The sequence below is a fragment of the Kitasatospora sp. NPDC089509 genome (assembly GCF_044749365.1).
Classification (GTDB): domain Bacteria; phylum Actinomycetota; class Actinomycetes; order Streptomycetales; family Streptomycetaceae; genus Kitasatospora.
On record NZ_JBIVHS010000019.1, the window covers coordinates 81,000 to 94,500 of the forward strand.

12 protein-coding genes are annotated in these 13,501 nt (G+C 72.9%); 6 read left to right on the forward strand and 6 right to left on the reverse strand.

Features of this window, described 5'->3' with window-relative positions; all coding sequences use genetic code 11:
* Window positions 1-141: 141 nt before the first annotated feature.
* Together ACIP4P_RS31530 and ACIP4P_RS31535 are read left to right on the forward strand one after the other, a co-directional pair.
* Entirely contained in the window at window positions 142-426 is a 285-nt protein-coding gene (locus tag ACIP4P_RS31530) for a type II toxin-antitoxin system Phd/YefM family antitoxin (RefSeq protein WP_063349249.1), read from the forward strand.
* A complete protein-coding gene (locus tag ACIP4P_RS31535; RefSeq protein WP_350518127.1) occupies window positions 419-841 on the forward strand; it encodes a type II toxin-antitoxin system VapC family toxin in 423 nt (140 codons plus the stop codon). Before ACIP4P_RS31530 ends, ACIP4P_RS31535 begins: the two co-directional genes overlap by 8 nt.
* Here the strand turns inward: ACIP4P_RS31535 and ACIP4P_RS31540 are convergent.
* Both ACIP4P_RS31540 and ACIP4P_RS31545 read right to left on the reverse strand, forming a co-directional pair.
* Window positions 828-1,412, reverse strand: a complete 585-nt coding sequence (locus tag ACIP4P_RS31540) for a hypothetical protein (RefSeq protein WP_400924306.1) — start codon at window positions 1,410-1,412, stop codon at window positions 828-830. The genes ACIP4P_RS31535 and ACIP4P_RS31540 overlap by 14 nt on opposite strands.
* A gap of 126 nt (window positions 1,413-1,538) precedes the next feature.
* A complete protein-coding gene (locus ACIP4P_RS31545) occupies window positions 1,539-2,615 on the reverse strand; it encodes a Gfo/Idh/MocA family oxidoreductase (protein ID WP_400924308.1) in 1,077 nt (358 codons plus the stop codon).
* A gap of 190 nt (window positions 2,616-2,805) precedes the next feature.
* Here ACIP4P_RS31545 and ACIP4P_RS31550 point away from each other — a divergent pair, with 190 nt between their 5' ends.
* The 4 genes from ACIP4P_RS31550 (at window position 2,806) to ACIP4P_RS31565 (ending at window position 7,060) form a co-directional block, all read left to right on the forward strand.
* Entirely contained in the window at window positions 2,806-3,585 is a 780-nt protein-coding gene (locus tag ACIP4P_RS31550; protein WP_350518130.1) for an HAD-IIA family hydrolase, read from the forward strand.
* Between the two features lie 84 nt (window positions 3,586-3,669).
* Window positions 3,670-4,935, forward strand: a complete 1,266-nt coding sequence (locus tag ACIP4P_RS31555) for a low temperature requirement protein A (protein WP_400924310.1) — start codon at window positions 3,670-3,672, stop codon at window positions 4,933-4,935.
* 78 nt (window positions 4,936-5,013) lie between these two features.
* Complete coding sequence (locus tag ACIP4P_RS31560) at window positions 5,014-5,742, forward strand: uracil-DNA glycosylase (protein ID WP_350516384.1); 729 nt, start codon at window positions 5,014-5,016, stop codon at window positions 5,740-5,742.
* A 250-nt stretch (window positions 5,743-5,992) separates the two neighbouring features.
* On the forward strand, window positions 5,993-7,060 hold the full coding sequence (locus tag ACIP4P_RS31565) for a glycoside hydrolase family 6 protein (RefSeq protein ID WP_400924312.1): 1,068 nt from the start codon (window positions 5,993-5,995) through the stop codon (window positions 7,058-7,060).
* A gap of 93 nt (window positions 7,061-7,153) precedes the next feature.
* Here ACIP4P_RS31565 and ACIP4P_RS31570 read toward each other — a convergent pair whose 3' ends face one another.
* The 4 genes from ACIP4P_RS31570 to ACIP4P_RS31585 all read right to left on the reverse strand — a co-directional run bounded on the left by ACIP4P_RS31570 (window position 7,154) and on the right by ACIP4P_RS31585 (window position 13,410).
* The gene (locus ACIP4P_RS31570; RefSeq protein WP_400924314.1) at window positions 7,154-9,085 is read right to left on the reverse strand and encodes a galactose oxidase-like domain-containing protein; all 1,932 of its coding nucleotides are present in this window, start codon (window positions 9,083-9,085) and stop codon (window positions 7,154-7,156) included.
* 35 nt (window positions 9,086-9,120) lie between these two features.
* Complete coding sequence (locus tag ACIP4P_RS31575; RefSeq protein WP_400924316.1) at window positions 9,121-11,355, reverse strand: glycosyltransferase family 2 protein; 2,235 nt, start codon at window positions 11,353-11,355, stop codon at window positions 9,121-9,123.
* Window positions 11,356-11,945: 590 nt separating this feature from the next.
* A complete protein-coding gene (locus tag ACIP4P_RS31580; RefSeq protein WP_400924318.1) occupies window positions 11,946-12,644 on the reverse strand; it encodes a 3-oxoacid CoA-transferase subunit B in 699 nt (232 codons plus the stop codon).
* Between the two features lie 4 nt (window positions 12,645-12,648).
* Complete coding sequence (locus ACIP4P_RS31585; protein WP_400924320.1) at window positions 12,649-13,410, reverse strand: CoA transferase subunit A; 762 nt, start codon at window positions 13,408-13,410, stop codon at window positions 12,649-12,651.
* Window positions 13,411-13,501: the final 91 nt, after the last annotated feature.

Here is a 13,501-nt window from a genome sequence, read left to right on the forward strand (position 1 = left end):
CCCTCCCTTCGGTGTCTCCCCGGTTCCCGGACGTACAGCAGGACGATCGTACGGCCTGCCGGGTTCCCGGCGATCCGGCCGCCCCCGTCCGCTCCCGTCCGAGGTGTAGCCAGTGGTGCTACACGGGGCTACCGTGGATCCATGAAGACGATTACCCAGCGGGAGTTCCGGAACAACTCCGCCGCGGTGATGGACGCCGTCGAGGCGGGGGAGACCTTCCACATCACCAGGAACGGGGTCGAGGTCGCGGAGCTGCGACCGGTGTCCGGGCGACGGCGGCTCACCGCGGAGGAGCTGGTCGCGCGGCACGTGAAGCTGCCGCGGGTGGACTACCAGCAGATGCGCAAGGAGGCCGAGGAGTACTTCGGGCCGGAGGAACTGGTCGGGGACGAGGGCGACGACCCGTTCGAGCGCCGGCGTGGCTGAGCGCCGCAGAGCCCCCCGCCGGCGGCCCGCCGGCGTCCTGGACACCTGCGTCTACATCGACCTGGCCCTGCTCAACCCCGGCGACCTGCCCGCCGTTCCCGAGCTGACCGCGATCACCTTCGCCGAACTCCAGCAGGGCGTCTCGATGGCCCGCGACCCGCTCAGCCGGGCGGCCCGGCTGGAGGTGCTCGGCGCGGCGATGGCCGACTTCGACCCGCTGCCCTTCGACGCGGCGGCCGCCGCCCGCTACGGCACCCTGGTCACCCTCACCATCGCCGCCGGCCGCCAGCCGCGCCCGCGCCGGATCGACCTGATGATCGCCGCCGTCGCCTCCGCCCACGGACTGCCGCTGTACACCCGCAACGTGGCGGACTTCCGGGGCCTGGGCTCGGCGGTGGAGGTCATCGGGATCTGAGGGCGGCGGTCCCCTCGCGCTCGACGTCGTCCGCGAGGGCCGCCGCGTACCGCAGGGCCTCCTTGCGGTTCCGGAGGCGCCGCAGCACCAGATTGTGGCCGCGGGTGCCGATGTGCGGCCCGACCGCGGCCGCGACGGCCCAGCGGGGGCGGTCGAACAGCCGGAGCACGGCCCAGCGGAGCCCGAAGTTCAGGCCGGCCACCGCGGCGATCGGGATCGTCAGCAGGAGCCCGTCGCCGAAGTCCCCGCCGGCGTGGCGCAGCGGGTTGTAGTCGTTCAGCCGCCGGGCCGTCGCCCGGAACCGGCCGAGCCAGACCACCGCGATCCGGACCCGCAGGTCGTCCGGCCCGGTGACGTCGAGGTAGCCGATGCGCCCGGCGCGCTCGCCCTTCGCCCACGCCTCCCGCTCCTGGACGGTGGAGGTGATCACCGCCTCGGCCCCGTTCGCCCGCTGCCGCTCCTCGAACTCCGCGGTCCAGCCCTTCTCGCGCTTCTTCTGCTCGGCGGACCAGGCCCGCTCGCGCTCCTGGCGCTCGTCGAGGCTGAGCGGCCGCCGCTGATGTGCACTCACGGGGTCATCGTAGGAGGAAGGGTCAAGGAGAGGTAAAGCCGGACCCCCTGGTTCGGTTCTCCGGGCTGGGCCGGGCCGGGCCAGTCCGGGGCCGGGTCCAGTTCGGTCCGGCCCGGCCCGGACCCGTCAGGCCAGCCGGACCGCCTTGCCGGTGGCCGCCGAAGTGCGGGCGGCCTCAAGGACGGTGAGGGTGGCCACCGCGTCGCGCGGGTCGACCGGGGGCGGGGTGCCCGGGCTGGCCAGGGCGGCCGCGATGCCCGCGTAGAAGGCGGGGTAGTCGCCCGGGTCGGTGGGCAGCGAGATGGCGGACTCGTCGGTGCCCAGGGTGCCGTAGTGCTCGGGCAGGTCGGCGCCCCACGGGTGGGCGCCGTCCGGGCGCCGACCCGAGCGGAGCTCGGCCTCCTGCGGGTCCATGCCGTGCTTGACGTACCCGGCGGTGTCGCCGAGCACCCGCAGCCGGGGGCCGATCAGCGGGGTGATGGCGCTGGTCCACAGGTGCGAGCGGGTGCCGGAGGCGTGGGTCAGGGCGAGGAAGGCGTCGTCGTCCACCACTGCGCCGTCGCGCCGCACGTCGACCTCCGCGTACACCGTCTCGACCGGTCCGAACAGGGTCAGCGCCTGGTCGACCAGGTGGCTGCCCAGGTCGTACAGGGTGCCGCCGACCTCGGCCGGGTCGGCCAGCTCGCGCCAGCCCGCCTTGGGCTTGGGGCGGAAGCGCTCGAAGCGGGACTCGAAGCGGTGCACCCGGCCCAGCGCGCCGCCCCGCACCAGTCGGCCCGCGGTGAGGAAGTCGCCGTCCCAGCGCCGGTTCTGGAACACGGACAGCAGCACGCCCCGGTCCTCGGCCAGCCGGCACAGCTCCAGCGCCTCGGCGGCCGTGCCGGCCAGCGGCTTGTCCACCACGGTGGCCAGGCCCGCCCGCAGCGCGGCCCGGGCGAGCGGGGCGTGGGTGCGGTTGGGCGAGGCGACGACCACCAGGTCCAGCGCGTCCGGGTCGGCGAGCAGCTGCTCCGGGGTGTCGACGGCGCGGGCGCCCGGGTGCTCGCGCCGCAGCTGCTCGCGCCGCTCCGGGTTGGCGGTGACCACGGCGTCCAGCCGCAGGCCCGGGGTGGTGGCGATCAGCGGGGCGTGGAAGGCGGAGCCGGCCAGGCCGTAGCCGATCAGGCCGACGCGGAGGGGAGCGGAAGCGGGCTGCGGATTCATGCGCCCCACTCAATCACGAGGCGCCCGGTTGCTCCCGGTTTCCGCCGACCGCCCGCCGCATCCCGGCCACCGCATCCCGCCCGCCGCATCCCGGCCACCGGGACGTCCTGTCACCGGCCACCTGCGCGGATTAGGCTGTGCGGGGTCAGGGCCCATCGCAAGACGTTGCAACACTTCGGGAGACACGCACGTGGCAGAGCGCAAGCCCATCGAGTCCTGGCTGACCGACATGGACGGGGTCCTCATCCACGAGGGCACGCCGATCCCCGGGGCGGAGGAGTTCCTGCGCAGGCTGCGGGAGTCCGGCAAGCCCTTCCTCGTCCTGACCAACAACTCCATCTACACCCCGCGCGACCTCAGTGCCCGACTGGCCGGGATGGGCCTGGAGGTGCCGGAGGAGTGCATCTGGACCTCCGCCCTGGCCACCGCCAAGTTCCTCAAGAGCCAGCGCCCGAACGGCACCGCGTACGTGATCGGCGAGGCGGGCCTGACCACCGCGCTCTACCAGGCCGGGTACGTGCTGACCGACAACAACCCCGACTACGTCGTCCTCGGCGAGACCCGGACGTACTCCTTCGAGGCGCTCACCAAGGCGATCCGACTGATCAACTCCGGTGCCCGGTTCATCTGCACCAACCCGGACGAGACCGGCCCCTCCACCGAGGGCGTGCTGCCGGCCACCGGCTCGGTCGCGGCGCTGATCACCAAGGCGACCGGCGTCGAACCGTACTTCGTCGGCAAGCCCAACCCGCTGATGATGCGCGAGGCGCTGAACACCGCCGGCGCCCACTCGGAGACCGCCGTGATGATCGGCGACCGGATGGACACCGACATCGTCGCGGGCATGGAGGCCGGCATGGAGACCATCCTGGTGCTCACCGGCCTGACCTCGGCCACCGACGTGGAGCGCTTCCCGTACCGGCCGACCCGGGTGGTCAAGTCGATCGCGGACCTGGTCGAGCTGGTCTAGCCTCTGCGGTGCAGTCGCGAGCCCCGCCCCGGCCGAGCGCCGGGGCGGGGCTCGTTCCGTACGGGGTCGGGGAGGGGCGGGCGGATGAGCACGGCGGGGGAAGCGACGGGGGCCGAACCGGAGGAAGCGGCGGGGGGCGAACCGGGGTCTGGTCCGGGGGTCGGGCCGGAGGAGAAGCGGGTCACCTGGGCGGAGCTCTACTTCGACCTGGTCTTCGTCTTCGCGATCACCCAGGTCTCCGGGCTGCTGCACCACCAGCACGACCTGACCGGCCTGGTCCGGGCGTTGGTGGTGTTCGTGCCGGTGTACTGGTGCTGGGTCGGCACCACCGTGCAGGCCAACATCCGGGACGTGGACAACCTGCGGGACCGCCTGGGCATCCTGCTGGTCGGGATGGCCGGCCTGTTCATGGCGCTCGCCGTCCCCGGTGCGTACGGCCGCCGGGGCCTGCTGCTCGGCGCCGCGTACTGGCTGGCCAGGGTGGTGCTGCTGCTCCTGCTGGTGCGGGTCCCGGGGGTGTGGCGCGGCCCGTACGGGGCGGGGGTGCTGGTCAGCGGGCCGCTGCTGCTGGTCGGCGGACTGCTGTCGGACGGGCCCCGGCTGGCGCTCTGGGCGGCGGCCGCGCTCTGCGACCTGGCCGCGCCGCTGGTGTTCCGGCGGCGGCTCGCGACCGTCGCCTACCACCCGTCGCACATGCCGGAGCGGTTCGCCACCTTCCTGCTGGTGGCGCTCGGCGAGACGGTGGTCGGGATCGGTGCGACGGCGGCCCGGGTCCGGCTGGACGCGGCCGAACTGGTCGCCGTGGCCGCGGCGTTCACCATCTCGGCCGGGCTGTGGTGGCAGTACTTCGTGTACGCGGCGGACGCGATGCGGCACGCCGTGGAGGTCGCCGACTCGCGCCGGGACGTGGTCCGGCGGATCTTCCAGTACGGGCACCTGGCACTGGCGGCGGGGGTGATCGGGGTGGCGGTCGGCTTCGAGGAGACGGTCGCGGACCCGTGGCAGGCGCTCGGCACCGGGTCGGTGGCGCTGCTGTACGGCGGGTGCGGGCTGTACCTGCTGACCTTCGGGTACACCCGCTGGATGATGTTCCGCCGGCTGTCGACGACCCGGATCGCCGCCGCGGTGGTGGTGTTGGGGCTGCTGCCCGCGATGGTGCGGCTGCCGGCGCTGGGGGTGCTGGTGACGCTGGCGGTGCTGCTGGTGCTGCTCAACGGGGTGGAACACCTACGGGTGGTGCGGGCGTCGGCGGGTGCTCCGGTTCCGGCCGGGGCATCGGGCGAGGCCGTCGGGGCTGTCAGGGCTGTCGGGGCCGCCGGGACCGCTCCTGCGTCGGCTCCCGTGGAGTGAGTTGTCGGTGGGGCTGTGTAGCGTTCGGGGTGTAAGAGGGCGGGCGGCGCAGCAGCCGCGGTGTGGGAGGTAGATGTCGTGACGGACACGGTCGAGGCGGGCGTGGTCGAGGCCGGCGAGGGCGGCGGGCTGGAGCTGCCCGAGTCCTGGCGCGAGGTGCTGGGCGCCGAGGTGGAGCAGCCGTACTTCGCCGAGCTGGCGGCCTTCGTGGCGGCCCAGCGCGCGGAGCACGAGGTGTTCCCGCCGAGCGGCCAGGAGTTCGCCGCGCTGGACGCCACCCCGTACGACAAGGTCCGGGTGCTGGTGCTCGGCCAGGACCCGTACCACGACAACGGCCAGGCGCACGGCATGAGCTTCTCGGTGCTGCCCGGGACGAAGACGCCGCCCTCGCTGCGCAACATCTTCAAGGAGCTGGACGCCGACCTGGGCATCCCCGCCCCGGACAACGGCTACCTGATGCACTGGGCCGAGCAGGGCGTGCTGCTGCTCAACGCGGTGCTCACGGTCCGCGCGCACGAGGCCAACTCGCACAAGGCGAAGGGCTGGGAGAAGTTCACCGACGCGGTGATCAAGGCGGTGAGCGCGCGCGAGGAGCCGGTGGTCTTCGTGCTGTGGGGCAACTACGCCAAGAAGAAGCTGCCGCTGATCGACACCGAGAAGCACGTGGTGGTCCAGGGCGCGCACCCGTCGCCGCTGTCCGCCAAGCTGTTCCTCGGCAGCCGCCCGTTCTCGCAGATCAACGCGGCGCTGGACGGCTTCGGCGGCGAGCCGATCGACTGGCAGGTGCCGAACCTGAAGCAGGACTGACCGCAGGACTGTCCGCAGGATCCGACTGCGGGAACTGACCGCAGGATCCGACTGCGGGAACCGACCTCCGGAGGGGCGGCTTCCGGGTCGGGCCGGGTGGCCGTGGCCGGACGGGACGGATTCCCGTTCGACCACGGCCACTTGCCGTTCACCGGTGTGGGCCGTCCGCCGGGGTCGGGTGTGCTTAGCTGGTGCCGGCCGGTCGTCGGACCGGTCCGGTGGGGCGGGGGTCGGACCGGAGGAGCGGTACGTGCGCGGGGTGGGACGGGCAGGAACGTTTCGGTGGGCCGCGCTGCTCGCGGGCCTGACGATGCTCGCGGTCTCCGGCTGCAGCGGCTCGGACGGCGGCCCGGCGGGCGCCGCCCCCGGCGGCTCCGGCGGTGCCGGAACCCCCGCCGCACAGCCGACGAGTGACGTCCCGGGCCTCAACCAGCTGCCCGGACAGGCCTTCTACGTCTCCGACCGGACCAACGCCGCCCAGCAGGTCGCCGCGCTGCGCAGCCAGGGCCGCTCGGCCGAGGCCGACACCCTGCTGCGGATCGCCGGCCAGCCCTCCTCGCAGTGGCTCGGCGAACAGGGCGCCCAGCAGATCGCCGAGCAGGTGAGCCGGCGGGCCGCCGAGGCAGGCCGGACGGCCGTCTTCGTCGCGTACGACATCCCGCACCGGGACTGCGGCCAGTACTCGGCCGGCGGCGCTCCCGACGCCGCCTCCTACCGTGCCTGGATCAGCGGTGTCGCCCAGGCCCTCGGTGACCGCAGGGCCTGGGTGGTGCTGGAGCCGGACGCCGTCGCCCACACCCTGGACGGCTGCGGGCTCAAGGGCGACCTGGCCGCCGAGCGGTACGGTCTGCTGGCCTTCGCCGTCCAGGAGTTGAAGAAGAATCCCAATGTCCGGGTCTACCTGGACGCGGGCAACCCGGGCTGGGCACAGGACCCGGACGCGATGGCCGGCGCGCTGCGCAAGTCCGGCATCGCCGCGGCCGACGGCTTCGCGGTCAACGTGGCCAACTTCTACCCGACCGACCGGAACGTGGCCTACGGCGACCGGCTCTCCGCCGCCCTGGGCGGGAAGCACTACGTCATCGACACCAGCCGCAGCGGCAACGGTTCGGCGGGCGCCGACTCCTGGTGCAACCCGCCCGGCCGGGCGCTCGGGGAGGCGCCGACCGCCGACACCGGGCGGCCCGGGGTCGACGCCTACCTGTGGATCAAGAACCCGGGGGAGTCGGACGGCGAGTGCGGCCGCGGCGAGCCCCGGGCGGGGCAGTTCTGGCTGCCGTACGCCCTCGGTCTGGCGCAGCAGGCGGCTGTGCACTGAGGCGCGGCGGGGCGGTGAGGCGCGGCCGGGCGGTGAGGCGCGGCCGGGCGGTGAGGTGCGGCTGTGCACTGGGGCGCGGCCGGGCGGTTCGCGTCACCCGGTGACCTGGATCCAGCGGGCGACCGACGGGGTGCCGGCGGCGTCCGTCAGGAACAGCATGTACCAGCCGGGCGGCAGCAGGTTCGGGTTGCCCGGGAGGGTGAGCGAGACCCCGTCGGCGGTGCGCCCGGCGATGTCCAGGGCGACCGAGCGCTGCTCGACGTCGGTCACGTGGGTCACCGAACTGGGCCGGATCAGCTTGGCGGTGGCCACCGCGTCCGGCCGGGCGGTGCCGACCTTCACCGTCCCGCCGAGCTTCGTCGCCGAGGGCGCCGCGGTCACCTCCGGGCGGTCGCCGTGGTACAGGTACGGCGGGGTGTAGATCTCGATGCGCTGCTCGAAGCCGCCCGGCTGGGTCTCGGCCTTGTCGGCGAACAGCGGGTTGGAGCCCAGCACGGCGACCCGGCCGTCCGGCAGCAGCAGCGCCTCGGAGTGGTAGTCGCGGCCGACGGTGGGCTCGGCGGCGGTGCTGAAGCTGTTGGAATCCGGGTGGTACACCTGCGCCTTGAGCAGGTCGCTGTCGCCCCGGCCGCGGTAGCCGCTGGAGCCGCCGGTGGTGAACACGGTGTCGTTCGGAAGGATCACGCTGTTCAGGTAGCGGGTCCCGCCGGCCGGCAGGTCGGGGCCCGGGGTGAAGGCGGGCTTGGGGGCGGTGAGGTCGACGATGTCGGTGCGGGCCGTGGACAACGGGGACTCGCCCACCCCGCCGCCGCCGAGCACCATGACCTTCTGCGCCTGCGCGGGCGGCAGCAGCACCGAGGAGGAGGTCTCGGTCAGCTCCGGGTCGCGCAGCCCGGGCACGGGCTGGAAGCCGTCGTTCGACAGGTCCCAGATGCCGGGCTGGCGGCCCTTGTCGGCCGGGCCGTAGCCCGCGTTGGATCCGGAGTAGAACAGCTTGCCGCTCGCCGTCAGGAAGATCGACGGGTAGGTCGGGAAGTAGCGGTCGGGGGCCTTGGCCCAGCTCTTGGTCTTCGGGTCGTAGACCTCGTTGTCGTTGCCGTTGAGGATCTGCCCGGTGTCGTCCAGGCCGGAGACGGTGACCACCCGGCCGTCGCCCAGCCCGGTCAGGGTCGGGTACCAGCGGGCCTGCGCCATGTCGGTGACCTGCTCGTAGAGCTCGGTGTCCGGGTTGAACTCGAAGGCGGCGCGGATGCCCTGGTAGTCCTGCTTGTCCAGGTTCAGCTTGTCGCTCTGCCCGTACAGGTTGTGGGCGTCGACGCCGGTCAGGCCCTTGATCCGGTACTGGGCGGAGGAGTTGGTGACGTAGGCCGCGCCCTCGCCGACCGCCTCCACGAACACGTGCTGCTCGCCGGCGGTGACCACGGTCTGCTTCCCGGAGCCGGTCTTGGTCGCGGCGGGGACGGTCACCTCGACGGTGCTGGCGTACTCGCGGCCGTTCGGGCCGACGAACACCGTTCCCTTGGGGAAGGTGCGGGCGCGCTCCGGGCTCTCGTTGCGCACCCGCATCACGCCGGCCGCCTTCTTCACCGCGCCGTCCAGCTTCTCGTACCGCTGGGTGCCGCCGGCCACCAGCACCCGGCCGTCCAGGAGCGAGGTGTGGCCGCCGCAGAACATGTCGGCGGGGGTGGGTATCAGCTTGTAGGTGTTCTTCGCCGGGTCCCAGAGCAGGCTCTTGAAGGTGCCCGCGTTGAACTGCTTCTCGTCGTTGCCGGATCCGGCGACGATGAGCACCTTGCCGGTGCGCAGCAGGGTCGCGTGCACGGCGTTCACACGGAACTCGGAGGGCAGCGACAGGGTCTGCCAGTGGCCGTACTGCGCCTTGTACTCGGGGCGGTTGATCACGTACTGGTGGTACTGGTCGCTGGCGAAGCCGAGGACGGCCGGGGCGTTCATCCCGGCGACGGTCAGCGCGACGGTGCTGCCGAGGGCGAAGCGCTTGGTGCGGCCGGTCTTGTGGATCTTCACGGTGGTGGTCCCCTCGGATGGCGGGCGGGACGGGGTCAGTGGGTGGGCGTGCGCTCGTCGGACCCGGGCAGGCGGAGCTGGAGCGTCGGGCTGTCGAGCGGGGAGGCGTGCGGCGTCGGGCGGTCGAGCGGGGAGGCGTGCGGCGTCGGGCTGTCGAGCGGGGAGGTGCCGAGCGGGGAGGCCGTACGGGCGTGGCGCGGGCGGCGCTTCTCCAGGACGACCGTCGGGGTGGCCGACGGACCACCGGTCACGGTGAGGGTGGCGGTGGGCCGGGTGCGCCGCCGGCGGACGGCGTCACCGGCCGAGATCAGCAGTGGCAGCAGGGTCAGGGCCAGCGCGATGCAGGCCCAGGTGCGCATCGCGACGTGGTCGTAGCCGGTGTGGAAGGACGCGGCGACGGCACCGCCGAACACCAGCGTCCAGAACAGGTGGTAGCGGAAGGTGCCGGGCCGGTCGGCGCTGGTCGAACGGCCCTTGGGCGTCACCACGAAGCGGCTGCGGCGGCGCACCAGCGCCTGGAGCAGCGAGGCCGCGTACACCGGACCGCAGAGCGCCGACATCACCATGCCCGCGACCCCGGAGGAGCCGGCCGGCTCGTGCGGGCTCACGTTGTGCTTGCGGTTCCAGGTGTAGAGCAGGAGTTGGAGGGCGGCGGCGTCGCTGTACAGCATCATCCAGATCTCCGAGGAGACGTGGACGCCGGAGGCGCCGAAGCACAGGTAGAGCACGCTGGACACGCCACCGAGCAGCCAGGTGAGCGCCGCCATCGGGTAGAAGCCCACCATCAACGAGTAGTTGAGCAGTCGGCCGGGTGAGAGCCGCCAGAGCACCCGCCAGTACTGGGTGAGCAGGGTCTCGTAGGTGCCGCGGCTCCAGCGCAGTTGCTGGGAGAAGAAGTCGGTCCAGGAGGAAGGGCCTTCCCCCACCGCGAGCACGTCCGGGGTGTAGACGGACTTCCAGCGGTCCCCGGTCTCCGGGTTCCGGCTCCGGTGGAACTCCAGACCGGTCGCCATGTCCTCCGTGATGGAGTCGTACAACCCGCCGATCGACTGGAGCGCGCGGATTCTGACGGCGTTGTTGGTGCCGACGAACATCGGTGCGCCGTAACGGTTTCCGGCGCGTTGGATGAGGGCGTGGAAGAGGTACTGCTGGCTCTCGGAGAATTTGGTGACGGCCGAACCCGAGCTCCGGTAGTTCCCGTACACCTGGGGGCCGACCACGAATGCCACGTCCGGGTCGCGGAAGTAGCCGAGCATGCGCTCGCAGAAGTCGGGCAGCGGTACGTGGTCGGTGTCGACGGACACCCAGAAGTCGTAGTCGTCGCCGTGGGCCTGGAGCCAGGCGTTGTAGTTGCCGTGCTTGGTCCCGGCACGGAACCGCCCCTTCGGCCGGTTCCAGTGCGGGCGGTCGGCCCGGCTGAAGTGGCGGACACCCAGCTCGGTGCACAGGGCCCGCATTGCAGGATCGTTTCCCTCGTCCAACAGCCAGACGTCGTACGGACCTTCGTGCCGGACCGCGCGCGCCGCCACGAGGGTGGTCCGGACCAGCTCCGGCGGTTCCTTGCCCGGCACGCAGGTGGTGAGGAACGCGACCCGGGTGCCGGACTCCGGCGTCACCGGTATCGGGTCCCGGGCGACGAGGGTGGCGTGGGTGTTGGAGACGACGTTGACCAGCCGGAACAGCTCGACCACGGCGATGATCCCGATCATCACCTTGTCGCCGAGCAGCACCAGGAGGTTGGTCTCGTCGGGGCGTTCCGGCCAGTGCGACGGCAGCAGCAGCCAGACCAGCAGGATCGCCTCCACCAGCGGCGCGGCCACCAGCAGCAGGGCGGCCCGGATCCGGTGCGGCTCGTGGCGCAGCAGGCTGCGGTACTGGACCCGGTAGGGGGTGGCCGGCTCCGCGGATCCCGGTCCTGCTGCCGCTGGAGCCGAGGGCGCCCGGCTGCTGCCCGGTTCCGGCCGGTAGACCCCGCCGCCGAGCTCCCGGTCCTCGTCCGGATCGACCGCCGGACCGGCCAGGCGGCTGAAGTGGCCGTAGTCGTACGGGGCTTCGGGCACCGGCAGGCCGCGCAGCGCGGCCTCGTCGAGTTGTCCGCCGGGCTGTCCGTCGGGTTGTTCGTCCAGCTGCCCGGCGAGCGGCCCTTCGTCCCGGCGGCGCGCTCGGGTGCGGCCGCGGGACCGCCCCTCGGCTCGACCCTCGGTCCGGCCCCCGGTGTGACCCGGTCCGGCCGTTCCGGCGTCCTCTCGTCGCGAGGACGGAATGGTCATGGCGTGCTCCCCCCGGAGTATTGCGGCGTACTGTGCTCGGCGTTGCTCGCCTCGCCCCGGAGCCGCCCGGGTGGAACGCGGCCCGGCGAACTGCGGGCCGTCCCGCAGTTTCCGGGCCGTGCAACTCGCTCTCCGGCAACGGGAATCCAACACGTGGAGCCCGGCGCACGATGTGTGTGCGACCGGTTCGGGCATGGGCCTGCGCGGCGGCTTCGAATGCGGGATCCCGGTGCGCTATCCAGCTTCCCCTCCGGGTGCGGCAGGATCCTTTGGCTTGCTCAACTCTCCCGGAGCGTAACGCTGATCGCAACCATTCCCACAGACGAGCGCTGCGCAAGCGTGAAGATACTACGGTTCCTGGCCACGGTGGCTTGCGATGGTGCTAATGCAGGGGAATTCGACACCGTGATGGTTGGCGGATGCCATCGGGGGCAGGCGAACGGCCGGACCGCCGGGGTGAGTTGTCCCACGGGGGCGGTCCGGCCGGAGGGTCTGGGCTCTGGGGGTTCGGGGCGTTCGGGGCTCGGGCGGTTCGGGGCGCTGACGGTTCGGAGCCCTGGCGGTTCGGAGCCCTGGCGGTTCGCTACGCCTCAGAGTGCGGGCAGCAGGGTGGCGTCGGTGGCCGCCCGCACCTCGGCGGGGCTCACGCCCGGGGCCGTCTCCACCAGGCGCAGCCCCTCCGCGGTCACGTCGACGACCGCCAGCTCGGTGACGATCCGGTCGACGACCCGCCGACCGGTGGCGGGGAGCGACAACTCCCGGACGATCTTCGGGGAACCGTCCCGCGCCGTGTGCTCCATCACCACGATCAGCCGACGGGCACCGTGCACCAGGTCCATCGCACCGCCCATGCCCTTGACCATCCGGCCGGGGACCGTCCAGTTCGCGAGGTCCCCGGTGGCGGACACCTGCATCGCGCCGAGCACCGAGACGTCGATCCGACCCGCCCGGACCATGCCGAAGGAGAAGGCGGAGTCGAAGTACGAAGCCCCGGGCGCGATCGTCACCGTCTCCTTGCCCGCGTTGATCAGGTCCGGGTGCTCGGTGCCCTCCACCGGGAACGGGCCCACGCCGAGGACGCCGTTCTCCGAGTGCAGCACCACCTGGACGCCCGGCGGGAGGTGGTCGGGGATCAGGGTGGGCAGGCCGATACCCAGGTTCACGTACTGCCCGTCGCGCAACTCCCGGGCGGCGCGGGCGGCCAGGGCGTTGCGCGGGTCGAGCGGGGCGGAAGCGGGAGGGGTGGTCGGGGTGGTCGGGGCGGTGGTGGTCGGGGTGGTGGCGGGCATGGGGTCAGACCTCCTGACGGGCGGGGCGGACGGTTCGGCGCTCGATGCGGCGGTCGGCCGGGTCGGCGGGCACCACCCGGTCGACGTACACCCCGGGCAGGTGCACGGCGTCCGGGGCCAGCTCGCCCGGCTCGACGATCCGGTCCGCCTCGACCAGGGTGACCCGGCCGGCCGTCGCGCAGAGCGGGTTGAAGTTGCGGGCGGCCGCGTGGAACACACAGTTGCCGTGCCGGTCCGCCACCTCCGCCCGGACCAGGGCGAAGTCCGCCGTGATCGCCTCCTCCAGCAGGTAGCGGCGGCCGCCGAACTCCCGTACCTCCTTGGGCGGTGAGGCCAGCACCACCGAACCGTCCGCCGCGTAGCGCCAGGGCAGCCCGCCCTCCTCGACCTGGGTGCCGACGCCGGCCGGGGTGAAGAACGCCGGAATGCCCGCTCCACCGGCCCGCAGGCGCTCGGCCAGCGTGCCCTGCGGGGTCAGCTCGACCTCCAGCTCCCCGCTGAGGTACTGCCGGGCGAACTCCTTGTTCTCGCCGACGTAGGAGGAGGTCATCCGGGCGATCCGGCCCGCCCGCAGCAACAGGCCCAGCCCCCAGTCGTCCACCCCGCAGTTGTTCGACACCACGCGCAGCCCGGTGGCACCGGCGTCCACCAGGGCACCGATCAGCGTGCTCGGGATGCCGCACAGGCCGAAGCCGCCGACGGCCAGCACCGCGCCGTCGGGAACGTCCGCGACCGCGACGGCGGGGGAGTCCAGGACCTTGTCCAAGGGATCACCTCATGAGGGGTGTGGGAGGGAGGGGACGTGGTTCGCGCGCCGGACGGACGTGGCGCGCTGGGGCGAGCCGGGCCGTGGTGCG

Coding starts and splice junctions, on each gene's coding strand:
- ACIP4P_RS31530 (WP_063349249.1), top strand. CDS start 142: ATGAAGACGATTACCCAGCGGGAGTTCCGGAACAACTCCGCCGCGGTG.
- ACIP4P_RS31545 (WP_400924308.1), bottom strand. CDS start 2,615: ATGAATCCGCAGCCCGCTTCCGCTCCCCTCCGCGTCGGCCTGATCGGC.
- ACIP4P_RS31555 (WP_400924310.1), top strand. CDS start 3,670: ATGAGCACGGCGGGGGAAGCGACGGGGGCCGAACCGGAGGAAGCGGCG.
- ACIP4P_RS31575 (WP_400924316.1), bottom strand. CDS start 11,355: ATGACCATTCCGTCCTCGCGACGAGAGGACGCCGGAACGGCCGGACCG.
- ACIP4P_RS31580 (WP_400924318.1), bottom strand. CDS start 12,644: ATGCCCGCCACCACCCCGACCACCACCGCCCCGACCACCCCGACCACC.